This is a genomic window from Luteibacter sp., from assembly GCF_009912395.1.
In the GTDB taxonomy this organism is placed as follows: Bacteria; Pseudomonadota; Gammaproteobacteria; order Xanthomonadales; family Rhodanobacteraceae; genus Luteibacter.
In genome coordinates this window covers 1-22,687 of record NZ_WNDO01000012.1, presented here as the reverse complement: position 1 = coordinate 22,687, position 22,687 = coordinate 1, and the positions used below count along the sequence as shown (strand labels likewise).

Annotated in this window: 23 protein-coding genes and 1 pseudogene; 12 read left to right on the top strand and 12 right to left on the bottom strand. The window is 63.8% G+C overall.

Features of this window, described 5'->3' with window-relative positions:
- Nucleotides 1–41: 41 nt before the first annotated feature.
- Both GAK28_RS12305 and GAK28_RS12300 read right to left on the bottom strand, forming a co-directional pair.
- Nucleotides 42–566, bottom strand: coding sequence for a Pr6Pr family membrane protein (locus GAK28_RS12305; protein ID WP_291779276.1), 525 nt, complete (start codon nt 564–566; stop codon nt 42–44).
- Nucleotides 567–688: 122 nt separating this feature from the next.
- Nucleotides 689–2,620: a M1 family metallopeptidase gene (locus GAK28_RS12300; protein WP_291779273.1), complete on the bottom strand. Its 1,932-nt coding sequence runs from the start codon at nt 2,618–2,620 to the stop codon at nt 689–691.
- A 220-nt stretch (nt 2,621–2,840) separates the two neighbouring features.
- Here GAK28_RS12300 and gnd point away from each other — a divergent pair, with 220 nt between their 5' ends.
- On the top strand, nt 2,841–3,845 hold the full coding sequence (gene gnd, locus GAK28_RS12295) for a phosphogluconate dehydrogenase (NAD(+)-dependent, decarboxylating) (protein WP_291779271.1): 1,005 nt from the start codon (nt 2,841–2,843) through the stop codon (nt 3,843–3,845).
- A 132-nt stretch (nt 3,846–3,977) separates the two neighbouring features.
- Here gnd and GAK28_RS12290 read toward each other — a convergent pair whose 3' ends face one another.
- From GAK28_RS12290 to GAK28_RS12270, 5 genes are all read right to left on the bottom strand, one after another.
- Nucleotides 3,978–4,964 carry a malate dehydrogenase gene (locus GAK28_RS12290; RefSeq protein WP_291779269.1) on the bottom strand — a complete coding sequence of 329 codons (987 nt, stop codon included), beginning with the start codon at nt 4,962–4,964 and terminating at the stop codon, nt 3,978–3,980.
- A 39-nt stretch (nt 4,965–5,003) separates the two neighbouring features.
- A complete protein-coding gene (locus GAK28_RS12285) occupies nt 5,004–6,203 on the bottom strand; it encodes a pyridoxal phosphate-dependent aminotransferase (RefSeq protein WP_291779266.1) in 1,200 nt (399 codons plus the stop codon).
- Between the two features lie 154 nt (nt 6,204–6,357).
- Nucleotides 6,358–6,864 (bottom strand): peptidylprolyl isomerase, encoded by a 507-nt coding sequence (locus GAK28_RS12280; protein ID WP_291779263.1) that lies wholly within the window; start codon nt 6,862–6,864, stop codon nt 6,358–6,360.
- Between the two features lie 126 nt (nt 6,865–6,990).
- Nucleotides 6,991–8,733, bottom strand: a complete 1,743-nt coding sequence (locus GAK28_RS12275) for a 3-hydroxybutyrate oligomer hydrolase family protein (RefSeq protein WP_291779260.1) — start codon at nt 8,731–8,733, stop codon at nt 6,991–6,993.
- 36 nt (nt 8,734–8,769) lie between these two features.
- Complete coding sequence (locus GAK28_RS12270) at nt 8,770–9,612, bottom strand: hypothetical protein (protein ID WP_291779257.1); 843 nt, start codon at nt 9,610–9,612, stop codon at nt 8,770–8,772.
- A 113-nt stretch (nt 9,613–9,725) separates the two neighbouring features.
- On the opposite strand from GAK28_RS12270, the gene GAK28_RS12265 reads away from it, so the two are divergent.
- Nucleotides 9,726–11,915 carry a pilin gene (locus GAK28_RS12265; RefSeq protein WP_291779254.1) on the top strand — a complete coding sequence of 730 codons (2,190 nt, stop codon included), beginning with the start codon at nt 9,726–9,728 and terminating at the stop codon, nt 11,913–11,915.
- A 125-nt stretch (nt 11,916–12,040) separates the two neighbouring features.
- Nucleotides 12,041–13,891: a translational GTPase TypA gene (gene typA / locus GAK28_RS12260; protein ID WP_291779251.1), complete on the top strand. Its 1,851-nt coding sequence runs from the start codon at nt 12,041–12,043 to the stop codon at nt 13,889–13,891.
- Between the two features lie 186 nt (nt 13,892–14,077).
- On the opposite strand, the gene GAK28_RS12255 is transcribed toward typA, so the two are convergent.
- Nucleotides 14,078–14,881: a DUF3025 domain-containing protein gene (locus tag GAK28_RS12255; protein WP_291779248.1), complete on the bottom strand. Its 804-nt coding sequence runs from the start codon at nt 14,879–14,881 to the stop codon at nt 14,078–14,080.
- A gap of 3 nt (nt 14,882–14,884) precedes the next feature.
- A pseudogene (rimO, locus tag GAK28_RS12250) lies at nt 14,885–16,207 on the bottom strand (30S ribosomal protein S12 methylthiotransferase RimO).
- 127 nt (nt 16,208–16,334) lie between these two features.
- Here rimO and GAK28_RS12245 point away from each other — a divergent pair.
- The 8 genes from GAK28_RS12245 (at nt 16,335) to GAK28_RS12210 (ending at nt 20,647) form a co-directional block, all read left to right on the top strand.
- Entirely contained in the window at nt 16,335–17,015 is a 681-nt protein-coding gene (locus GAK28_RS12245; RefSeq protein WP_291779245.1) for a dienelactone hydrolase family protein, read from the top strand.
- On the top strand, nt 17,012–17,428 hold the full coding sequence (locus GAK28_RS12240; protein ID WP_291779242.1) for an HIT family protein: 417 nt from the start codon (nt 17,012–17,014) through the stop codon (nt 17,426–17,428). The genes GAK28_RS12245 and GAK28_RS12240 overlap by 4 nt, the downstream gene beginning before the upstream one ends.
- A 167-nt stretch (nt 17,429–17,595) precedes the next feature.
- Complete coding sequence (locus GAK28_RS12235; RefSeq protein ID WP_291779239.1) at nt 17,596–17,781, top strand: hypothetical protein; 186 nt, start codon at nt 17,596–17,598, stop codon at nt 17,779–17,781.
- Between the two features lie 166 nt (nt 17,782–17,947).
- Nucleotides 17,948–18,334 (top strand): immunity 22 family protein, encoded by a 387-nt coding sequence (locus GAK28_RS12230; protein ID WP_291779236.1) that lies wholly within the window; start codon nt 17,948–17,950, stop codon nt 18,332–18,334.
- 183 nt (nt 18,335–18,517) lie between these two features.
- Complete coding sequence (locus tag GAK28_RS12225; RefSeq protein ID WP_291779233.1) at nt 18,518–18,697, top strand: hypothetical protein; 180 nt, start codon at nt 18,518–18,520, stop codon at nt 18,695–18,697.
- A gap of 266 nt (nt 18,698–18,963) precedes the next feature.
- Complete coding sequence (locus GAK28_RS12220) at nt 18,964–19,401, top strand: acetyltransferase (RefSeq protein ID WP_291779229.1); 438 nt, start codon at nt 18,964–18,966, stop codon at nt 19,399–19,401.
- 306 nt (nt 19,402–19,707) lie between these two features.
- Nucleotides 19,708–20,154 (top strand): hypothetical protein, encoded by a 447-nt coding sequence (locus tag GAK28_RS12215; protein ID WP_291779226.1) that lies wholly within the window; start codon nt 19,708–19,710, stop codon nt 20,152–20,154.
- Nucleotides 20,150–20,647 (top strand): antirestriction protein ArdA, encoded by a 498-nt coding sequence (locus GAK28_RS12210; protein WP_343161872.1) that lies wholly within the window; start codon nt 20,150–20,152, stop codon nt 20,645–20,647. Before GAK28_RS12215 ends, GAK28_RS12210 begins: the two co-directional genes overlap by 5 nt.
- 20 nt (nt 20,648–20,667) lie before the next feature.
- Here GAK28_RS12210 and GAK28_RS12205 read toward each other — a convergent pair whose 3' ends face one another.
- A complete protein-coding gene (locus tag GAK28_RS12205) occupies nt 20,668–20,949 on the bottom strand; it encodes a hypothetical protein (protein ID WP_291779222.1) in 282 nt (93 codons plus the stop codon).
- Between the two features lie 84 nt (nt 20,950–21,033).
- A complete protein-coding gene (locus tag GAK28_RS12200) occupies nt 21,034–21,501 on the bottom strand; it encodes a DUF4145 domain-containing protein (protein ID WP_291779220.1) in 468 nt (155 codons plus the stop codon).
- 491 nt (nt 21,502–21,992) lie between these two features.
- Between GAK28_RS12200 and GAK28_RS12195 the strand changes: the two genes are divergently transcribed.
- A complete protein-coding gene (locus GAK28_RS12195) occupies nt 21,993–22,169 on the top strand; it encodes a hypothetical protein (protein WP_291779217.1) in 177 nt (58 codons plus the stop codon).
- A gap of 256 nt (nt 22,170–22,425) precedes the next feature.
- Here GAK28_RS12195 and GAK28_RS12190 read toward each other — a convergent pair.
- Nucleotides 22,426–22,687 (bottom strand): IS3 family transposase (locus tag GAK28_RS12190; protein WP_291774508.1); only part of this gene is annotated, 262 nt, incomplete at its 5' end.

Sequence of the window (22,687 nt, the reverse complement as noted above, 5' to 3'; positions counted from 1 at the left end):
GGTCATTGTAAGCCCGCCTGCCGTCGCGGGCACGTGCAGGCTCAGGTCAGTGCGGGGCGACGCGCCAGCGCGCGGTCGATCGCCACCAGCCCAAAGCCCAGCGCCAGGAACAGCGCGCCGACCGCCAGGCAATCGAGCAGCACCTGCGAATACCCGAGCCGGTCGACATCGAGAAAGGGATAGGGGTATTCGTGGACCAGCGCGCCGCGGCTAAGCGTCCATACGGCGAACACGAGGGGGAACAGCAGCCAGCGCAGGGCATGCGGCCAGGCCAGCGTGCCGTGCGGCAGTACCGCCATCCACCACGCCATGTAGAGCAATGGCACGACGTAATGCAGCGAGCGATCGGCCAACAACTGTGCGCCGAGCGGATGCCACAAACCCTGAAGCATGGTGGCGTAGACCAGGCAGGTGACCATGATCGACACGGCCGCCAGCCCGCGCGCGCCCGGCGTGCGCAGCACACGCAACGGGGCCCAGCTGCCACCGATGGCCGCCGCGGCGGCCACCAGCCCCACGAGCACGTTCGACAGGATGGTGAAAAAGCTGAAGTACCGTACCGTCACCTCGCCCAACGGGCCCGACTAGATGGTCAGCCAGTACTGCAAGAGCAGGGTCGGCCACGCCACCGCGGCGAGGATCATGGCGAACAGGTGGGAGGCGGCGGTACGGGGAGACATGTGTCGGGTCAGCGGGGCCAGGTGTCGTTGGAGCGGTCGCGATCGGGAATGCGGTGATCGGGGTCGATCGTGGCGGCCACGATACGCCCCTTGCCCGGCACCACCACGCCGAACGAGGTGTGCTGCTGCCAGGTCTCCACGGGGATGCGGATGTCACGGGTGGACTTGTCGTCGAAGGTCACCCGCAGCGTCGCCGGCATCACCAGCTGGTCGCGATTCTCGACGGTGACGGTGTTGCCGTCCACCCCCATCACGGCCATATCCAATTCCCAGTTGTTGGCGTACCAGCCACGCCAGAACCAGGACAGGTCCTCGCCCGCCTCGCTCTCCATCAGTCGGAAGAAATCCGACGGCGTGGGATGCTTGTAGGCCCAGGTGGCGATGTACTTGCGAAATGCCGGATCGAAACGCTCCGGGCCGATGATCTGCTCGCGCAACAGCACCAGGCCCAGCGCCGACTTGAAGTACGTGGCGGGGTGGCGGTACTTCTCCTTGACCATGTCGGCGCCGATCAACAGCGGGGGCGCGTTCCGGTCGGCCAGCAGCGGCAGGATCTCGTCCACCGGGTTCCCGCCCTTGGGCGCGTACTCACCGTCGCGCTTGGGAGCGAACTCGCCCTTGTGGAAGGCATCAGCCTCGTAGACATCGATGAAGGTGTTGAAACCCTCGTCCATCCACGCGTTGCGACGCTCGTCGGTGCCGACGATCATCGGGAACCAGGTATGGCCGATCTCGTGGGCCGTGACCATGTGCAGTTCCTTCGGCGAGGCTTCCATGGGGTCGAAGACCAGGCCCGGATACTCCATGCCACTGGCGGCGGAGCCACCCTCGTTCACCGCCACCGGATACGGGTAGGGATACCACTTCTCCGAGAAGTGCTCGACCGCCGCCTTCATGTACTCCGTGGAGCGGCTCCATGATTCTTTGCCGGAGCTTTCCACCGGATACACCGACATCGCCAGCGCCTTGCGCCCCTCGGGCAGGTTGATCCGCGCCGCGTCCCACACATAGGCGGTGGATGCTCCGAAGGCCACGTCGCGCGTGTTCTGCATGCGGAACTTCCAGGTGAGCGTACCGCCCCGCTTCGGACGGCTGGCGGGGTCGGTCACCTCCGCCGGCGTGCGGATCATCACCGTGGCGTCGCTCTCGCGGGCCTTCGCCAGGCGCTCGCGCTGCGAATTCGTGAGCACGTCCTCGGGATTCACCAGCTCACCCGAACCGGCCACGATCATGTCGGAGGGCACGGTGATCGCGTAATGGAAGTCGCCGTATTCGAGATAGAACTCGCTGTTGAGGTAGGGCGCGGTATCCCAGCCACGCAGGTCGTCGTAGACGCACATACGCGGATACCACTGCGCCATCTCGTAGATGTTGCCGTTCTTCGACGGCGCGAAGCCCGTGCGACCACCGAAGTCGCCAGGAAGGTCGTAGGAATATGCGATGGTCAGCGACAGCGTGCCGCCGCGCGCCGGCAGCGGCTGCGGCAGGCGCACCTGCATGCGCGTGTCAGACACCACATAGCTCGCCTTCTGCGTCTTACCGCCCTGCTCCACTGTCACCGTGGCGATGCGATAGCCATCGGTATGGCGCGACGGCATCTTGCCCGAGGTGAAGTTGCCGCGCGCGTCGGCGGTGAAGCGGTTCTCGTCCAGTTGCAGCCAGAGCACGTCGAGCGCGTCGGGGCTGTTGTTCGTGTAATGAATGGTGGCGTTACCCACCAGCGTGCCCTTGGCCGGATCGAGCGTGGCGGCCAGGTCGTAGTCGGCATGGTTCTGCCAATACAACGGACCGGGCATGCCGCTACCCGAGCGATAGGCCGTGACCGGCTGCGGCCAGGCGAAGGGAGCGAAGGTCTCGCGTGGATCGTAGGTCGCGGCCGAGGCGCCGAGCGCCCCCGCGATAGCCATGGCGGCGAGGGAGAGGCGGGCAGCGTAGTTCATTGGTAACACCCTGTAGACGACACCCCAGCGTACCCCTCGCGATGAAACAGCCCACCGTGCCGAAAGTCAGGGAGCATGACGAAATTTTCGCTCGCCATCGGTTACAAAGTCGCGATTTTTCCCGATTTGCCACGATTGGAGCGATAATCTCCTTTATGGCTTGCATACCGCTCCGCGGACCGCATATCCCCTCCCGTTGAATCCATCGAGGACCCCACGCATGAAAATCGGTTTGATCGGTCTGGGCCGCATGGGCGGCAACATCGCCCGCCGCCTCATGAGGGACGGTCACCAGACCGTCGTCTACGACAACAACGCGGACGCCCGTGCCGCTCTGGCGAAAGACGGCGGCGAAGCGGTCGAATCGCTCGAGGCCCTGGTCAAGGCCCTGCCCTCGCCCAAGGTCGTCTGGGTGATGCTGCCAGCCGGCGAGATCACCGAGAACACGATCCAGACCCTGTCCGGCTTGCTGGGCAAGGACGACATCGTCATCGACGGCGGCAACACCTTCTACAAGGACGACGCCCGTCGCGCCGAGGAACTGGCCACCAAGGGCCAGCATTACGTCGACGTCGGCACCTCCGGCGGCGTGTGGGGCCTGGATCGCGGCTACTGCATGATGATCGGGGGCGACAAGCCCACGGTCGACTACCTCGACCCCATCTTCAAAACCCTCGCCCCGGGCGCCGGTGACATTCCGCGCACCGAAGGCCGCGAAGGCCGCGACGCGCGTGTCGAGAACGGCTACATGCACGCCGGCCCGGCCGGTGCGGGTCACTTCGTCAAGATGATCCACAACGGCATCGAGTACGGCATGATGCAGTCGTTTGCGGAAGGCTTCGACATCCTGAAGAACCGCAACGGCACCCAGCTGCCGGAGCGCGAGCGCTACGACCTCGACATGGCCGACATCGCCGAAGTCTGGCGTCGCGGCAGCGTCGTGTCGTCCTGGCTGCTCGACCTCACGGCCAGCGCCCTGGCCAAGGGCCCGGAGCTGGACAACTACTCCGGCTACGTCAACGACTCCGGCGAAGGCCGCTGGACCGTCAACGCCGCCATCGAGGAAGCCGTGCCGGCCGAGGTGCTCACCTCCGCCCTCTTCGCCCGTTTCCGCTCGCGCCAGGACCACACCTACGCCGAGCGCCTGCTCTCCGCGATGCGCATGGGCTTCGGTGGACACATCGAAGGTCGTGGCACGCCGCCGAAGGAAGGCGAGCACTCCTGATGTAACTGTAGGAGCGCGCCTTGCGCGCGACCGGATGCATGGTCACCCCCGGTCGCGCGCAAGCGCGCTCCTACAGAAACAAAAAAAGGCCGCGTCGTGAGACGCGGCCTTTTTCATTGCACCGAAGAAGGATTACTTCTTGGCGAACAGGTGCTCGACGCCAGCGCGCTCTTCGCGCAGTTCCTTTTCGGTCGCGTCGATGCGCGCCTGCGAGAACGCGTTGATCGCCAGACCCTGGACAATGGCGTACTTGCCATCCTTCACGGTGACCGGGTAGCCGAAGATCACACCCGGCTCGACGCCGTACGAACCGTCGGACGGGATCGCCATGGAAACCCAATCGCCTTCGGCGGTGCCGAGGGTCCAGTCACGCATGTGGTCGATGGCGGCCGAGGCAGCCGATGCGGCCGACGAAGCACCACGAGCCTTGATGATGGCGGCGCCGCGCTGCTGCACGGTCGGGATGAAGTCGCTCTCGTACCAAGCCTGGTCGACCTGCTCCAGCGCCGCCTTGCCCTTCACCGTGGTGGTGTGCAGGTCCGGGTACTGGGTGGAGCTGTGGTTGCCCCAGATGGTGAGCTTCTTGATGTCGGTCGAATGCGTACCGGTCTTCTCGGCCAGCTGCGACAGCGCGCGGTTGTGGTCGAGGCGGACCATCGCGGTGAAGCACTTCGGATCGAGGTCCGGAGCGTTCTGCTGGGCGATGAGGGCGTTGGTGTTGGCCGGGTTGCCGACGACCAGCACGCGCACGTCGCGCTTGGCGTGGTCGTTGAGGGCCTTGCCCTGCGGACCGAAGATGGCGCCGTTGGCTTCGAGCAGATCCTTGCGCTCCATGCCCGGGCCGCGCGGACGCGCGCCGACGAGCAGGGCGTAGTCGACGTCCTTGAAGGCGACGTTGACGTCATCGGTGGCGACCACGCCCGCGAGCGTCGGGAACGCGCAATCGTTGAGCTCCATCACCACGCCCTGGAGGGCCGGCAACGCCGGGGTGATTTCGAGCAGGTGCAGGATGACCGGCTGGTCGGGACCCAGCATGTCGCCGGCGGCGATACGGAACAGGAGGGCATAACCGATCTGGCCGGCTGCGCCGGTCACGGCAACGCGAACGGGTGCTTTCATCTTTCGACTCCTTAAGGAATATCGCTTTTGGACTGACGATCAGGAAAGCTCGGCGAAGAACTCGACGATGCGGGCCATGCCCTTGTCGAGCGCCTCGTCCGGGCAGGAATAGGAAATGCGCAGCGAACGCGGCTCGCCGAAGGCAGAACCCGGCACGCAGGCTACGCCCTTGGCCTCGAGCAGCGCCGCGCAGAAGGTGACGTCGTCCGTGATTTCCACGCCGTTGTGCTTCTTGCCGAAGGCCACCGAGATATCAGGGAAAGCGTAGAACGCACCCTGCGGACGCGGGCAGACCACGCCGGGGATCGACACCAGCGCGTCGTAGACGCGATCGCGCTTGGCCGCGAACTCCTTGCACATCTTCGCCGGAATATCCTGCGGACCCGACAGCGCGGCAATGGCCGCGGCCGTGGCCACCTCAGGCAGGCTGGTGATGTGGTTGGAGTTGAGCGTGGTCACCGCCTTGGCCACTTCGGCCGGCGCCGCGATGAAGCCCACGCGCCAGCTCGGCATGCCGTAGGTCTTCGACAGCGAGTCGGTGAACACCGTGCGGTCGCGCAGCTCGGGACGAAGCTGCACGAAATTGTGGTAACCCACCCCGTCGAACACCATGGTGTTGTAGATGTCGTCGGTGATGATCCAGGTGTCCGGATACTTCACCAGCACATCGGCCAGCGCGGCGATTTCTTCGCGCGTATAAACCATGCCAGTGGGATTGGACGGATTGTTGAAGAGGAAGACGCGCGGCTTGCGCTTGAGGGCCTCTTCGAGCTGCGCCGGGGTGAGCTTGTAATGCTGCTCGGGCGGGCAAGGCAGGATGTTGATCTTCGCGCCGACGATTTCGGCGATGTCGAGGTAGCTAGTCCAATACGGCGCCGGGAAGACGATTTCGTCGCCTTCGTCGAGCATGGCCTCGGCCAGGTTGTAGAGGATCTGCTTGGCGCCCACGCCGGTGCTGATGTTCTCGCGACCGTAACCGGTGAGGCCCAGCGCCTCGATGTGCTTCAAGAATGCATCCAGCAGCGCGTCAGCGCCGCGGTTGCTGCCGTACTGGCCAGAGTCCTTCGACAGCGCCTCGCGGGCGGCGGCGTAGACGTGCTCGCCGGGAAGGAAGTTGGGGACGCCGATGGAGAAGCTGACGATATCGCGGCCCTCCGCTTTCAGGCGCTTGGCCTTTTCGGCAATGACCATGATCGCACTGGGCTTGGCGCGGCCCATACGCGTGGCGAGCTTCGGCATCGGTTCCTCGGCTTTGTGGGGACGGAGCAAAGGCGCCCATTTTAGCATGACGTCTCTGTAGGAGCGCGCTTGCGCGCGATCGCGCGCAAGCGCGCTCCTACAGAAACAGAAACGCCGCCCTGAGGCGGCGTTTCTGAAGCAGGGTACGTCTTGCTCAGCGGGCGTCGAGCACTTCGTTCCACTTGGCCACGTTGTCCGCCTGCTTCGCCAGCAGCGCGTCCACATCACCCTCGACGATGAGCTCTTCGATCTTGTCGTCCTGGCGGATGGCGTCGACCACCTTCTGGTCTTCCGCGCCCACGATCTCGCCGAAGACGCTGTGCTTGCCGTCCAGCCACGGGGTCGGACCGTGGGTGATGAAGAACTGCGAGCCGTTGGTGCCCGGGCCGGCGTTGGCCATGGACAGGACGCCCGGCTTGTCGTGCTTGAGGCTGGCGTCGAACTCGTCGCCGAAACGGTAGCCCGGGCCGCCACGACCCGAACCCTCGGGGCAGCCGCCCTGAACCATGAAGTCGGCGATGACGCGGTGGAACGAGAGGCCGTCGTAATAGCCACGCTTGGCCAGGTTGACGAAGCTGGCCACCGTCACCGGGGTCTTCTCGTCGTGCAGGCGCAGGTGGATATCGCCCTTGTTGGTCTTCATGGTGACGTTGATGGTCATCTCGATTCCTGTAACTCGTTGAAAATCGACCCGATCGCTCTCGCGAACGGACCGGAGGGGCCGTAAAGGCTACCGAAGATGGCGCCCCGAACCCAAGACTTCAAGCGACCGAGTGTGAGGAAGGGGTCAGGAAAGCGATAAGCCCAGGGCATCGGCGGTCAGCATCCCGCGGCCGCGAGGCCGGGCATCGCGCACCGCCGCGTCCTCCGGCAGCGCCCTGCCCTGGGCGACATGCGCCAAGGCCCGGTCGAGCGCCGCGTAACCATAGGGCAGCAAGGGCACGAAGAGATCGCCGAATTCAGGGAACGAAAGGAAGGCGTCGAAATGCTGGGCGTGCGGCACCCGCCAGTACACCGGCGCCCGGCCCTCGGCCCGCAGCCAGCGCACATAAGGATCGGAGGCGAAGGTGGCGGGAATCAGGCCATCGGCCGCGCCATGCACGACGATCACGGGCAAGCCTCCACGCGGCAGGGCCGCCGCCGTCATCTCCACCGCCTGGCGCAGCATGGCGGCATCGTCGCCCTGCCCGGCCCACAGGCCTTCGAGCGCCATCTGCCCGGGCAGGAGCGGGTCCATCGAGAGATCCGTGCCGCCCTCCAGCACAATGCCCGGACCCGGCGGCAAGCCCGCGCCATCGGACCACCAGGCAGCGCGGATCGCGGACTCACCCGGCAGCCCCCGAGGCGCCTTGTATAAAAAGCCTAGGGGCATCTCGCCCACCGGCCGCCGGAGATAGGCCGAGGCATAAGGCGCGGCGATGACGCGCCAGAGGTCAAGCGCGGTAGAACAGGCGGCGGCCGCGAAGGCCTCCTCCCGCCAGCCTCGCTCGACCAGACGTTCCAACGCCTCGTCCGCCCATCGCGCGGGCAACATGGCAGCGAGGCGGCCGTGCGCGCGCAGCGACGTGGCCCGGAGCCCCCAGGCCGGAGGCTGGGTGATCCCCACCCTGGCGAAGGGAAGAGCATCGAAGCGCGAGGACGCCATGGCGGCGGGCAACCACAGCCCCGCCTCCGTGCCGTAGTCGAAGAACGGCCTGCCCTGCCCCTCGACATGGATATTCGGCTCCAGGGCGACCACCGCGTCGAGCAGGCCGTCGACGTCCTCCCCCGCGGCCCGCAGCACGGCGCCACCGCCATTGGAGATGCCCGTCGCGATGATCGTGGTGTTGCCGGGCGTGAACGGCGCCTCGTCCGGGAAGGCCCGGTCCAACATCGCCAGCCCGAAGTGGGCAGCCTGGAGCACATGCCGCCCCCAGTCGGCTTCGGGGTGGTCTCCCGAATGGGCATGCTTCACCGCGATGCCGGCGTCCCGGGCGGGGCTCGCCGGCTCGAATTCCAGACGTGTCTCGCCGATGCGTCGACGCGTGCCATCCAACGCCACACCCGTGTCGTCCGTCGTATCGAAGTAGCCGGCGCCACCACCCTTGTCGGTATAGGCCACCGCGCAACCGCGAGGCAGGCCCCAGCCACCGGCCAGCGCGATGGCGCCATAGATGCCCCGCGAGCCGGACGACGCGGTGACCACGAGGCAGCGACGCTTGCGATCGAATCCGTCGGGTACCTGGACCAGCACCCGGTGCGGCGCCATGGCACCCGTCAGTTGGGCGAATGTCGTGTACTCGCGGCCGGGCACGTCCGGCACCGCGCCATACACGCTGCCGAAGCCGCCTTTGCGCCCGAGATCGGCGATGCCTTTCCAACTCGACTGGATCGCGCGTCGACGCAATTCCGCCGGCGTCGGCGACACGGCGTCCGCGAACGATGCGAGCACCCCTGCCAGTCCACGCAAGCCCAGGCCGGCGCTGAGCAGATCGTCGCCATTGCGGTGCGTGGTAGCGCGCACGTCGCCGTAGGTGTCGATATCGGGCATTGGTGGCCGTCCCTTGAAGATGGCGGCCATCCTAGGTCAATACGGATCGGGGCGCGCGTAGTGCGACGACGCATAGGCTCGACGCTGCTCGAGCAGGCGACGATGAAGCGTCTCGATGATCGCGACCTCCTCCGGCGAATGACGCTTCCTCACCAGATCGGCCGTCGACAGGTCGGCCGCGCAGTCGTTCGCTTCACGACACAGCTCGAACGTCATCACGCCACGCGGCCCACAACCACCCACGATGTCGCATTCCAGAAGGCGCAGCGCCATGCGCTGGTAATGCGGCAGCCCGGCGGCGCGCAGCGAATGCGCGACCACATCGATGCCGAAAGGCCATGGCACGTCATGCCCTTCGTGCTCGGCCAGCACTATTTGCACCAGGCGGATATCGGGAGGCGGTGCATCGCGGACGACGCTTCCGAAAAAATCGGGCGGAAACGTCTTCTCGCCCTTCTGGATGTTCCAGTTGGGATGACGCTGCTTCAGGTCTATCCATTCCCCGGTGGCGTAGGCCGTCGCCCAGCCGGCCTGCGAGCGGCCTCGGCAATATTGCAGCTGCCATCGATGGAACACCTTTTCACTGGTGGACAGGTTCCGGTATCTTGACCAGTTCGAGGACACTCGCCCACTACAGGCCAAGGCGGCGTGCCGCAGCGCATGCAAGGCCGCCGGATCGCGGTCGACACGGCCACCCAATCGCCAGAACACCGTCGTGAAATGATCCCGGGGACGGAGATAGGCACCTTCCATGGCGTGGCGCGACGGCACGAGCATCGGCTGACGGACGGCCCATGCAGACACGACGCTGGCCAAGGCCAGGACGACCACGGCGATCGCCAGCGGCCAGCCCACGGAACGCTTCACCCTCTCGATCATTCGGCAGGTTCCCTGTAGCCGTCGATGAGACAAGGGTAACTTACGCCCCCGCCACGCGCTGCTATCCTCCCGCTCCCGGCAGGAGCCGGATGACTTCAAGGGGATACAGAGCAATGACTGCACGCCGTACCGTCCTGCTGTCCGCCGCGATCGTCGCGGCTCTCGGCCTGGCCGCCTGTCACAAGGGTGGCGACGAGACACCCACCGCGGACCCGAAGGCCATCGCCGCCGCCCAGGCCGCGATCTCTTCTCCCGCCTGGCTGCGCCAGCACCTGCCCGCACAAACGGTCTCCTACGTCCGCATTCCTTCGCCCTGGACCATGATCGGCGGCACGCCGAACGGGCGCCCGCTCGATGCTGCCCTGTCGGCCAAGGCCCATCTCGATGTCGTCGCGACGCTTCGCGAGAGCATCGCGAAGGACAAGGCCCTTGCCGACCTGAAAATCGCCTCGGTGCTGTCGCTGCTACTTGATGACCTGCGCTCGCCGGTCGAAGTGGCCCTGATCGACCCGCTCGGCATACCGTCACCAACGTCGCGCATCGTCGTGACCGCTGTGCTCGGATACCCGTCGGTCGATGCCTTCAACGCCCGACTGGCCTCGCTCTCGACCACGTCGCCGATCCTCACCGGCCCGCTGGACGCCAAGGGCAATGGCACGCTCACTAGCGGCGGCGTGGTGCGCTACGACGTGGCGATCCATCGCCTGTGGGCCACGCAGGCCGTGAAGGACCCCAGCGACGCCGCGAAGCTGGACGCCCTGATCGCCGACATCGACAAGGCCACCGCCGACTCGGCGCCTGCCTCGCTGAAGACCCTGGAATCACGTATCCACACCTCGGGCCAGGGCCTGTTCGGCTGGCTGACGGTGCGCGGCATCGGCGGTGTCGCCGCCGCCCAGGCCGGCGACAATCCGCTCGGCCGCCTGCCTGCCGACTTCGCGACCAAGGCAGACGCCATTGCCTTCGGCGCCGGCACGGTGGACGGCCAGGGCCAATTCCGCTTCATCACCCATGCACCCCAGGCGCGCATCCTGCAATACCTCGCTCCCACCTCGTTCGCGCCCACGATCAAGACGGCCGGCGAACCGCGCTGGGCCCTTACCTTCGCCCTGCCCGGCCCGGATGCGTTCAAGCACTTCGAAGACAACCTCAACCTCGACTTCGGACCGGACGCCGCCGCCAAGTACCGTGAACTCGACAACAAGCTGAAGCAGCGCTTCGATGCCTCCTTTGCGGACTACCCGCGCTGGTTCGGCCCCGAGCTGGTGGTGTTCGCCGACGACGCCGGTACCTACTACGCCCTGCGGACGCGCGACATGAAGGTCTGGCGCGACCACCTGACCTCCCTAGCCTCGCGCGGCTGGAAGACCGGTACGACGCAGGTCGATGGCGCTGAGGTGCATTGGGTCTCCAGCCCGCCGCAAGGCACGGAGTTCCTGCCCAAGGACGAGCCGTCGATGAAGCCCCTCGCCGACCTGATCGGTCGCATGGGCGGCAAGTCCTGGTGGATCGAGGACGGCGACTGGATCGTCATGGCCAAGGTGCCGCAGGCGCTTTCCGATCGCGTCGCCGCCAAGCCGGACACCTCGTTGGCGGACTGGCTGAGCCATCGCCACTACCCGGGCGACCGCACGCTGATCGGCTTCACCGCCACGTCCCATGGCGCCCAGCGCGACGCCTACTACACGTATATCCAGATCTTGCAGGTCCTGGCGGCCGCCTCCGGCTCGGATGCCGACATCGCCACGCTGCCGTCGGCCCACACGCTGGGCCTGCCCGACAAGGGCGTCCTCGGCGCCGCGATCGAGACCGACCAGGACACCCTGGCCCTGTCGTTCACTTACCAGGAAACCCCGTTCGAACTGCTGGGCCAGAGCGGCAGCGGCAGCATGGTGGGCACCGCCGCCATCCTCGCCGCCATCGCGATACCCCAGTACCAGAACTACATCATCCGCGCCCAGGTGGCGTCCGCACTGGAGGCCGCCGCTCCCGTGAAGGCCGCCGTGGCGAGCAAGCGCCTGGCAACGGGCCGCTTCCCAGCAAACAACGCCGCCGCCGGCCTGGGCAAGCCCGACACCCTAGGCAACGACTACGCCGGATCGGTCGCCATTGGCCAGGGCGGCGCGATCGAGATCACCCTCGACGCCACGCCGCCGCACAAGACCAATGCCAAGCTCGACTCCGGCCAGCTCATCCTCACGCCCCGCGTGGAAAAGGACCGCGTGGACTGGGATTGCGAGGCCGAAGGTATCGAAAAGCAGTATCTGCCGGCCCTTTGCCGCGGCCCGGCGATCGAACCCTGAACGGCGCGCCGGGCGGGCCGGATGAACAGGCCCGCCCGGCGTCATGCGAAAGTCGTCAAAATCCTTTATAATCGGCGGCTTCCCAAACCAAAGAGGCGATCCGGCATCAAGCCGGCGCATACCGCATGTCGATCGAATTCCTGCGAAACATCGCCATCGTCGCTCACGTCGACCATGGCAAGACCACCCTCGTCGACCAGCTTCTGAAGCAGTCGGGCACGCTGAACGAGCGTACCGTGCTCGCCGAGCGCGTCATGGATTCGAACGACCAGGAAAAGGAGCGTGGCATCACGATCCTCGCCAAGAACACGGCGATCACCTGGGAAGACAAGAAGAAGGGCGTCAAGAACCGCATCAACATCGTCGACACCCCGGGACACGCCGACTTCGGTGGCGAAGTCGAGCGCGTGCTGTCGATGGTCGACACCGTGCTGATCCTGGTCGACGCGATGGACGGCCCGATGCCGCAGACGCGCTTCGTCACCCAGAAGGCCTTCGCGATGGGCTTCAAGCCGGTCGTGGTCGTCAACAAGGTCGATCGCCCGGGCGCGCGTCCGGAGTGGGTCGTCGAGCAGGTGTGGGACCTCTTCGCCAAGCTCGGCGCCACCGATGAGCAGATGGATTTCCCGATCGTCTACGCCTCGGCGCTGAATGGTTACGCTTCGCTCGACGAGAACGTCCGCGAAGGCGACATGACCCCGCTGTACGAAGCCATCATGCAGCACGCGCCCAAGCCGGACGTCGATCCGGAAGGCGCCTTCCAGATGCGCATCAGCCAGCTCGACTACAACAACTTCGTCGGCGTCATCGGCATCGGCCGCATCCAGCGCGGCACCCTGAAGAAGGGCATGCCGGTCGCCGTGATCGATCGCGAAGGCAAGAAGCGCCAGGGCAAGATCGTCCAGGTGCTGGGCTTCCTCGGCCTCGAGCGCATCGAGCAGGACACGGCGGAAGCCGGCGACATCGTCGCCATCTCGGGCATCCCCGACCTGACCATTTCCGACACGGTCACCGCGCTCGACACGCCGGAAGCGCTGCCGGCGCTGAGCGTCGACGAGCCGATGATCAGCATGACCTTCCAGGTCAACAACTCGCCGTTCGTCGGCAACAAGGACCTCTCGGGCGGCAAGTTCCTGACCAGCCGCCAGCTGCGTGAGCGCCTCGACCGCGAAAAGGTGCACAACGTCGCCCTTCGCGTCGAAGACGGCTCCGACGCTGACAAGTTCCTGGTCTCGGGCCGCGGCGAACTGCACCTTTCGGTGCTGATCGAAAACATGCGCCGCGAAGGCTACGAGCTGGCCGTGTCGCGTCCGGAAGTCATCCTCAAGGAAATCGACGGCCAGAAGATGGAGCCGATCGAAGAACTCGTGATCGACATCGAAGAAGTCCACCAGGGCGGCGTGATGGAGCGCCTCGGTATCCGTAAGGGCGACCTGAAGAACATGGTCTCCGACGGCCAGGGTCGCGTGCGTCTCGAGTACGAAATCCCGGCTCGCGGCCTGATCGGCTTCCAGAACCAGTTCAAGACCCTCACCCAGGGCTCGGGCCTGCTGTTCCACGTGTTCAAGCACTACGGTCCGTACACCCCTGCCCCGATCGCCAAGCGCCAGAACGGCGTCATGATCGCCAACGCCCCGGGCAACACCCCGGCCTACTCGCTCGGACCCCTCCAGGAACGCGGCAAGCTGTTCGCCGCCGAAGGTGACTCCGTGTACGAAGGCCAGCTCATCGGCATCCACGCGAAGGACAACGACCTCACGGTCAACGCCATCAAGCCGAAGCCGCTGACCAACATGCGCGCCTCGGGCAAGGACGACGCGATCCAGCTGACCCCGGCCACCAAGTTCACGCTGGAGCAGGCACTGGACTTCATCGACGACGACGAGCTGGTCGAAGTCACGCCGAAGGAAATCCGCATGCGCAAGAAGCACCTGACGGAAGCCGACCGCAAGAAGGCCTCGCGCGGCCAGGGTTAATCCCTGCTGTCGATGCAATGAAAAACGCCGCTCGAAAGAGCGGCGTTTTTTATGGACAGGACATGGTCGCTATCACCACCCCGTCGCACCGGCGCAGGCCGGTGCCTACAGCGCGGCAATCGGTTATCGCCACCCTATCCTTCAACACCTCGCCGTGGGCACCGACCTGCGCCGGTGCGACGAGCTTCACTGCGACGCCACGGAAACCAAAGGCAACGGATACACCCGCCCTTCCCTCACCGGCTGAAAACACGGCGCCGTCGCATAGAACGCATCCTCATCCGTATCCGGATGCCACCCCGGCACACCGGACACCGGCAACGGTCGTAACTCCTGCGGATCGTTGAGTACCGCGCCGGAGGCGATAGCGTCCGCGCAAACCCGCACGGCGTCGCCACCCATCACCACCAGGGCCTTGCCCACCAGCAGCTTGTCAGGCGTAAGCGCGTGTTCAAGCAACGCATGCCCGAACACCTCGACGCTCGCCTCACCCGACAACCAGGCATCGCGATGCGTGCGAAACAGACCGTGCCAATCGTGGCGATCCCACGCCTGGAGCATCGCCGGATCGCGCAGGCTGACGATCATGCCCGCCTCGTCGAAATGGGTCAGCGCACACTGCGGACGCGAGCGCTCGCGCGGCCCCATAAGGGCGATCTCTGCCACCTGCCGTGCATTCAGGGCGCGCTTGATCGCGCCGTAGCGAAGCCAGACGAAGGCATTGAACAGATCGTGCCAGTTAGCGGGTCGCGTCGCGATGGCGCCCTGGCGAGCGATGCGCTCTTCGTAATGCTGGCCATCAGCCAGCAGATCGGCGTCCTGAGCAATAAAGCGCATGCCGCCACCAGGCGGCCATAGAGCATTCAGCGTCTCGATATCGGGCCATTCGCCACCTTCGACGAAGGTGGCGAACTCATCCCAGTGCGCCAGCAGCGGCGACGCCAGCACGCTGCGATCCAGCGCCTCCCGCGTCGGCGCCACGTAACGCATGGATCAGGCCAGGCGACCGTAAAGGTCGTGGGCGTCGGCTTCCTCAACCACCACATCGACGAACTGGCCCGCCTTGAGCAGCTGGCCATCGTCGATGCGCACGGCACCGTCGATTTCCGGCGCATCGGCGCTGGAACGACCCCAGGCACCGTCGGCGTCGATCTCGTCCACGAGCACGCGGATGGTCTTGCCGACCTTACGCTGGAGCTTGGCGGCCGAGATCTCGGCCTGCACCGCCATGAACTGCTCCAGGCGATCCTCCTTCAGCTCTTCGTCGACCTGACCCGGCAGCTCGTTGGCCTTGGCGCCGTCCACCGGCGAATAGGCAAACGCACCCACGCGATCCAGCTCGGCCTCACGCAGGAAGTCGAGCAACTCGTTGAACTCGGCGTCGGTTTCGCCGGGGAAGCCGACGATGAAGGTGCTGCGGATGGTGAGGTCCGGCACGTGACGACGCCAGTTCTGGATACGCTCCAGCGTCTTGTCGACGTTGCCCGGGCGCTTCATCAGCTTGAGGATGCGCGGGCTGGCATGCTGGAACGGGATATCGAGGTACGGGAGGATCTTGCCCTCCGCCATCAACGGCATGACCTCGTCCACATGCGGATACGGGTAGACGTAGTGCAAACGCGTCCACACGCCCAGCTCGGACAGGCCTTCGCAAAGCTCAGTCATGCGCGTGCGGTACTGCTTGCCGCGCCATTCGCGCTCCGCGTAACGGACATCCACGCCGTAGGCGCTGGTGTCCTGCGAGATCACCAGCAGCTCTTTCACACCACCCTTGACCAGCTTCTCGGCCTCGATCAACACCTGGTCGACCGGACGGCTGACGAGGTCGCCGCGCATGGACGGGATGATGCAGAAGCTGCAACGGTGGTTGCAGCCCTCGGAGATCTTCAGGTACGCGTAGTGCTTCGGCGTGAGCTTGACGCCCGTGTCCGGCACTAGGTCGAGGAACTTGTTGCGCGCCGGCGGCAGCGCCTTGTGCACCGCGCTCATCACCGAGGCATAGTCCTGCGGACCGGTGATCGCCAGCACGTCGGGATAGCTCTCGCGAATCAGCTCCTAGCGCTTGCCCAGGCAACCGGTGACGATCACCTTGCCGTTCTCGTGCAGCGCCTCGCCGATGGCGTCGAGCGACTCCTGCACGGCGGAATCGATGAAGCCGCAGGTGTTCACGACCACGGCATCGGCCGCGTCGTAGCTGGGTACGATTTCGTAACCCTCGACCTTGAGCTGGGTCAGGATGCGCTCGGAGTCCACTAGCGCCTTGGGGCAACCAAGTGAAACGAAGCCAATCTTCTGGGTCTGGGCGGCCTGGGACATTGCCGTGGGTACCGGAGCGGGGAAACCGCGCATTATAGCGGGTATGACGGCAGCCGGCCGAGTCAGGACGATCGACCGTGAAGCCGGTTACCCTTCAGGCTTTCTCACCCCCGACGGAGACTCCCCCATGGGCCGCACCCTGTCCCTCGATACCTCCCGACCCCACCACGAGCACATGGACGCCTACCTCGCCGAGCCACCCAAAGGCGTGGAACCGCGCGGCGGCATCGTCGTCATCCAGGAAATCTTCGGCGTCAACGCCCACATCCGCAGCGTGACCGACCGTTTCGCTGCCGAGGGCTTCGTCGCCATCGCCCCGGCCCTGTTCGACCCCGTCCAGAAGGGCGTGGAGCTGGGCTACGACCAGGAGGGCATGTCCAAGGGCGTGAAATACATCTCCGAACTGGGCCTGCTGCGCCCCACCCAGGACGTGGAGGCCGCGGCGAAGTACCTGGCCCACCATTACAAGGTGAAGGTCGGCACGGTTGGCTATTGCTGGGGCGGCACCGTCGCCCTGCTCGCCGCCCTGCGCCTCGGCCTGCCTTCGTCCAGCTACTACGGTTCGCGCAACGTGCCCTTCCTGTCCGAGAAGGCCAAGGCCAACGTGATCTTCCACTTCGGCGAGCGCGACCATTCGATCCCGCCCGAGATGGTCGAGAAGCATCGCGAGCTGAAGCCGGAGATGGATACCTGGGTCTACCCGGCCGACCACGGCTTCAACTGCGACGTGCGCGCCAGCTACGACGAAGCCAGCGCGAAGATCGCCTGGGAACGCACGCGCACCTTCTTCGAGACCGAACTCGCGTGACCGCAACCTTCGACCTCGATCCACGACTCGCCGGCGACACCGTCGTCGTCGGTGACTTGCCTCTGTGTCGCGTGCTACTGATGCGCGACGCACGCTTCGCCTGGCTGGTGCTGGTGCCGAGGCAAGCCGGACTCGTGGAGGTTGCCGACCTCTCCGAGTCCGATCGCGCGATGCTCTGGCGCGAAGTGGATGCTGCCGGCGCCGCACTGCGCGCCGTGGCGCGATGCGACAAGCTCAACATCGGTGCACTGGGCAATATCGTCCGGCAACTGCACGTGCATGTTGTGGCGCGCGTCGAGGGCGACGCCGCATGGCCTGGCCCCGTCTGGGGCTCTGGCAATGCAGAACCCTATTCGGACCGCATCCTTGATGAGCGCAGGGACGCCCTGCGTGAGTTGCTGGCGACGCGTTGAGCGCGTCCGTCCGAATTCCTACGGGCATTGAAGCTGCCGTCCTAAAGCCTTGATCCTAACGGGTGCGTATTCTTGGAACGGTGCCTCCCGATAGCCGGTCACCACCCGGCACCGGGTCGTACTGTCAGTGATACGCTAGGAGCGCACCCATGGCCCAGGCCAGAACCATGAGCGACATCGACCGCCAGCAAATCAACGCCAACATCAGCAAGCTCATGGCCGAAACCATGAAGCTCAGCGCTGAGACGTCGAAGATTCAGGCCGAATTGCGGTACTACCCCGCCGTAGCCCTCGGGGCAATCATCGTCAGTGCCCTAGGGGTGGCGGCAGCGGTCGTCGTAAAGCTGCTCTGATGGTCGGTCATCGCCGCCCTGCTGGCAACGCATTGACCACTCCAACCCTAACCCGCGCCCCACAAGGCCTGGAGAGGGTTATCCACAACGTTATGCAACGACTATCCACACAGGCTGTGGATGAAATGAATGATGGTCGCGGAATGCCGTCACACCGGGAGGTCAGATGCGCACCACGGAAACCTCCCACTTCTACCTCGGCAGGGTGACGGATCCGGCAAACTACGCCGCATTCCTTGCCGAACACTACGACCGGGAAGACGACGAGGAAGCCCTGTCGGCGTTCTACGCGTCGCAGGGCGAGACATTCTGCGACCACGACTTCATGGAGACCGGCGAACGGGCGCCCGACTTGTCACTGAAGGCGTTCTTCGCGCCGCATTCCTATGCCTCGGAGTGGTCAGGTGCGGTATGTGCCGCCGCCCGGGAGCACGAACTGGACGACGCTACCCTGCTGCTATTCATCAGTAGCGACCAGATCGCAGCGCCACGCTCGGTCAAGGGCGACGGCTTCGAACTGATCTACATCGGCAGCTTCGATTACAGAATCTGAGCATCCGGGGAACATTCCCTGTCCACGCCTCACGCAAGCCTGCGGCCGAGGCTTACGAGACGTCGTACGTATCGCCGAATGCCTGCGTCGAGAGTGACGCGTAGCATCGCAAACGAATTGCCTTCACAGGCCGATCCTCGCCGGCAATTCGCTACTCTGACAGTGATAGGCTTGGAAAAACCGATGACCGACGCCCAGACCATGACCCGCGACGAGCGAGAGAAAATCCGAGCCGAGATCGGAAAGCTGATGGCCGAGACCGCGAAGATCAACGCGGAAGCCCGTTGGTATCCCTTCGTCGCCACGGCAGGACTGTTCGCCGCCGCCGTCGGCTTCGTGAAACTGATGGGCCTCATGTTCTAACGAGCCAGCCGAGCATCCACCCACAAAAAACCGCCGGCATATCGGCGGTTTTTTTATGGGTAAAAGCAGCACATCGCCACTACCAATGTCGCTTGACACCGAAAAAGCCACTAATTATTGTTCTGCCTCCTTCCTTTTCGGCACACCTCTGCTGTGCACCGCCCAGGCGTTAACTCGCGAAGCGGTCATACACGGTGCCGACACTTATACGGTCGCCATTGATTGGCGCTCCTTCCTATTCCGATATCAAGTGTAAGGATGATTCCATGATCATTCGTCAGGCGACGGCTGCCGACCATACGGTGCTGCTCGACATTTGGCAGCGCTCCGTGCGTGCCACTCACCATTTCCTACAGGAATCCGACATCGTCGCGCTGCTTCCACAGCTCCGCGATATCTACCTGCCCGCCGTCGAGCTATGGGTGGCGGTAGATACCGACGACCGTCCGCAGGGGTTTATCGGGCTCAATGAAAACCACGTCGAGATGCTTTTCATCGAACCGGATCTTCGCGGGAAAGGCATCGGCCGCATGCTGCTGGATCACGTCCGCAGCTCCCACGACACCCTGGGTGTCGATGTAAACGAACAAAACCCCCAGGCCGTAGGCTTCTATCTCCACTACGGGTTTGTCCAGACGGGGCGCTCTCCCCTGGATGGCGAGGGGCGTCCGTTTCCCTTGATTCACATGAGCCTGCCCGCTTAAAGGCTCCGTCAAAAAAATCGCCCCTGCGATCACTCGCAGGGGCGATTCCTATACGACCGATTTTCGCCTTACTTCGCCGGAACGCCCATTTCCTTGAGCAGGTTGTCGACGTGGTGCATGACCCACAGCATGAAGTCCGTGAGGAATGGGCACGGGTCGAAGCCGACCGTGCTGCTGACCTTGCCACCTGCGAATAAAGCCTAAACGGTATTGTGGGTCTCGAAGACTTCGCTTAGTGACTTATGGCCATAGCACGGCATCCGGGGCACGGATAGGCTCGAATAGAACATACTTGGAGGCTCAACCATGCAATGGTCTCATCCCTCTAACGAGTCGCTGCCGAATATGGGCAGGCGTACATTGGCGAGTCGGCGCTTGGCCGCAGCTCTATCGTGCCTGGTTATGTTGGGAGCAACAACGACGGCGTTGAGCGCCGATGTGTCACCGACCGCGCTCAATGGTCGTTGGGCAATGCATGGCGTTCCCGCCGAGGCCGGCGAGTCCACCATCACGGTTATTCAGAGCGTCGACAACGACCACCTTAAGGTGACTCCCCCTCGCGATCTAGCCGATGCGACTGGAGGCCCTGTCCTCTTGGAAAAAACAGGTGACGGAGTGTTCCGGTCATCGTCTGCACAGAAGCCTTCGGTGGTGATCACGTTCAAATCAGAGAAGTTGGGGCATTTGGAAATTGACCGAGACAAACGCGGGCAGAAGGTGAACTTTGCTCTCGATATTGAACGCCTGAATTGAGCGGCTGAGTGGCCTTGTCGCGCAGTGCGCCGAGAGGGCCACTGAGATCGCGTGTGGCCTCAACGAATCCAGCGGGAGACCCGCTACTCAAAGCGGGGGGGGCGTCGACTCCTGCGAAGTCCCCAGCACCGAGGAATGGGCCGTACACGACTACGACGGCATCCCCGCGACCTTCGGGGAATACCCGGATCTGGACGACATCCTAGAGTTCGTAAAGGGTGTCGAGGAACATGGCGACGCCTTCCGTGCCTGGGTCGAACACCAGGGCGTGACCAACTTCATCCACGAGGACTTCCAGGACAAGTATGCCGGGAAAGCCGACAGCAAGCGCGAATGGGGCGGCAACTTTATTGACGACCTCGGCATCCTGAAAGATGTCCCGGAGAACCTTCGCCCGTACTTCGACGAAGAACAGTACGTCCGGGACATGGAGCTAAACGGTGATATCGCCCTCGTAGAGTTCGACGGGACCGTTTACGCCTTCTGGTGCTGATAGCTTCAGCACCATAGCACTCAGGCTTCGTATAACTTATTACCCGGCTGCTTCATGTCCGCCAGGACTTGTTCGCAAAGGTGATCGTACATTGACACTCCATTCGCACTCTTCTCAAACTCAGTCACCACGTCTTCAGTGGCAGAGTAAGTTTCGCGAACTGCCTGCGTAGGAACATCGTGCACACGCACGACTAGAGCGCCATCACTGTCTTTATATGCCTTAATAATAAAAGGCGTTCCACGTTCATTGCTGACCGCCTTTTGTTCGAACTCCGGTAGTACCTGAAGCATCTTGATCATCCTTATTTAATTCGTTTTATCACATTATCACAATGCCACACTCATGATAGCTTTTTGACACCCGCACTGGAACTAATGAGGACACTATGGTTTATCGTTTTCCTCTGGAATCTTTTGCACCCTCACCCTCGGCAGGACACGGTTTGATACGCAATCAACGGCGCCATCGTGAACATAGAGATCAGCAATCAGATGCTCCGTAATATCCAGAGGCGTAAACGTATCCCCCTTCGTAGGCCTAAAGGCGCGATCGGTGGCAGCTTGCCACACCTCCAAAATTTTTTTTAAGCACGCGTACTCCCGCTTGGATACGCTCCCGTTCTTTAAAAAGGCTGCGATCGTATTCGCGAACGCCGCCTGATCTCCTACCTTCGTGACCATCAAGCGCTCAAGCATTGCGCGGACACCCATAGCTGCGAGCATCGTCGCATCCGCGGCTAGCGCATCGTAAACCTCACGTAATAGATCACCAAGGTAGCCCACCTCGGCACCCCAAAGCATCCAAAGCCACTCGGGACGCTTTCGTTTCAACCGTGCCGGGTAATAGAGCACTATGCCGCCTTCGTCTTCGGAAAAGAATCAGCGATGCTTTAAGACACCCGACTCGCAACGCCGACACTTCAGAAATCAATACGGGTGCTCTACGTAAACCTCATTATATTCGGTGACGTTCACCATATCCGTGACGCATTCGTGTGCCAACACCTCATGCTGTCGGTCGCCACCGCATTTATTGCTGTGAGAACTAACTGAATCCATGGTCTGCTTCCTGATCCTGAGGCTGCACCCCCTCACCATCGGGTGCCTACGAGGCGGCTTTTCATGCCCGCACGCCATCAAAAGCAATCCGTATGGCCCGCAAGTCCTCCCCGAGAACCTCCACCCGCCCCTGCATCACCGTCTTCGAGTCCGAGCGGACCAAGTGGAGGTTAGTCCCACGAAGCCGAGGACCTCCATTACGCAGAACTCTGCGCGGACCTCCAGGCCTACACGCGCAGCATCTGCGTCATCCACACCCTCCCCATCAATTCGGAGGCGTAACGATGAGTATTACCCTCGCAACCCTCAGCACCGCCAAGGCCCAGCAGGCCTTCGAGCAGGTCGCCAAGCACCTGCTGAAGCAGAACAAGCGAAGCCGAGGGAATCGAGCGTATGCGCCTACCGCAGCCGCGACGGTCTCGCGTATGCCGCTGGAGCGCTCATGTTCGATACGGACGTAGCGCAACTCACGGAGAGACAGAACACCTTGCCGCGGGCAGCGCTACACAGCACTGGCGCGGTGCCGGGCGACCGTCTCGAACTCATCAGGAGTCTCCAGCACGTACACGACTGCTCGTTTCCGACCGACTGGCGGTACCAGCTCGGGTTGGTTGCGTCCTTGACCGCGAAACGGAGGTTGCGATCTTCAACGCAGTGGAGCGCAAGGATCAGCACGACAGGGACGTATGATCTTGCCCCTGATTTACGGACACCTATCTAAGCGACATTGGCCAGCTCGTACTGCTCTGGGCTGAGGTAGCCCAGGGTCGAGTGCAGCCGGATCCGATTGTAGTCAACCTCAATGTAGTCAAACACATGAGCCTTGGCCTGCTCCCGTGTGGCGAGGTGTTCACCATGGATGGCCTCGACCTTCAGACTGTGGTTCCAACTCTCCATTGCTGCGTTGTCGTAGCAGTTGCCTCTGGCACTCATGCTGGCGATCAAAGCGTATTGCTCCAACAGGGCGCGGTGCTCGCGC

Coding starts and splice junctions, on each gene's coding strand:
- GAK28_RS12215 (WP_291779226.1), top strand. CDS start 19,708: ATGCAATGGTCTCATCCCTCTAACGAGTCGCTGCCGAATATGGGCAGG.
- GAK28_RS12220 (WP_291779229.1), top strand. CDS start 18,964: ATGATCATTCGTCAGGCGACGGCTGCCGACCATACGGTGCTGCTCGAC.
- gnd (WP_291779271.1), top strand. CDS start 2,841: ATGAAAATCGGTTTGATCGGTCTGGGCCGCATGGGCGGCAACATCGCC.
- GAK28_RS12235 (WP_291779239.1), top strand. CDS start 17,596: ATGAGCGACATCGACCGCCAGCAAATCAACGCCAACATCAGCAAGCTC.
- GAK28_RS12265 (WP_291779254.1), top strand. CDS start 9,726: ATGACTGCACGCCGTACCGTCCTGCTGTCCGCCGCGATCGTCGCGGCT.
- GAK28_RS12230 (WP_291779236.1), top strand. CDS start 17,948: ATGCGCACCACGGAAACCTCCCACTTCTACCTCGGCAGGGTGACGGAT.
- GAK28_RS12290 (WP_291779269.1), bottom strand. CDS start 4,964: ATGAAAGCACCCGTTCGCGTTGCCGTGACCGGCGCAGCCGGCCAGATC.
- GAK28_RS12275 (WP_291779260.1), bottom strand. CDS start 8,733: ATGCCCGATATCGACACCTACGGCGACGTGCGCGCTACCACGCACCGC.
- GAK28_RS12270 (WP_291779257.1), bottom strand. CDS start 9,612: ATGATCGAGAGGGTGAAGCGTTCCGTGGGCTGGCCGCTGGCGATCGCC.
- typA (WP_291779251.1), top strand. CDS start 12,041: ATGTCGATCGAATTCCTGCGAAACATCGCCATCGTCGCTCACGTCGAC.
- GAK28_RS12225 (WP_291779233.1), top strand. CDS start 18,518: ATGACCGACGCCCAGACCATGACCCGCGACGAGCGAGAGAAAATCCGA.
- GAK28_RS12300 (WP_291779273.1), bottom strand. CDS start 2,620: ATGAACTACGCTGCCCGCCTCTCCCTCGCCGCCATGGCTATCGCGGGG.
- GAK28_RS12245 (WP_291779245.1), top strand. CDS start 16,335: ATGGGCCGCACCCTGTCCCTCGATACCTCCCGACCCCACCACGAGCAC.
- GAK28_RS12255 (WP_291779248.1), bottom strand. CDS start 14,881: ATGCGTTACGTGGCGCCGACGCGGGAGGCGCTGGATCGCAGCGTGCTG.
- GAK28_RS12205 (WP_291779222.1), bottom strand. CDS start 20,949: ATGATCAAGATGCTTCAGGTACTACCGGAGTTCGAACAAAAGGCGGTC.
- GAK28_RS12195 (WP_291779217.1), top strand. CDS start 21,993: ATGAGTATTACCCTCGCAACCCTCAGCACCGCCAAGGCCCAGCAGGCC.
- GAK28_RS12280 (WP_291779263.1), bottom strand. CDS start 6,864: ATGACCATCAACGTCACCATGAAGACCAACAAGGGCGATATCCACCTG.
- GAK28_RS12285 (WP_291779266.1), bottom strand. CDS start 6,203: ATGCCGAAGCTCGCCACGCGTATGGGCCGCGCCAAGCCCAGTGCGATC.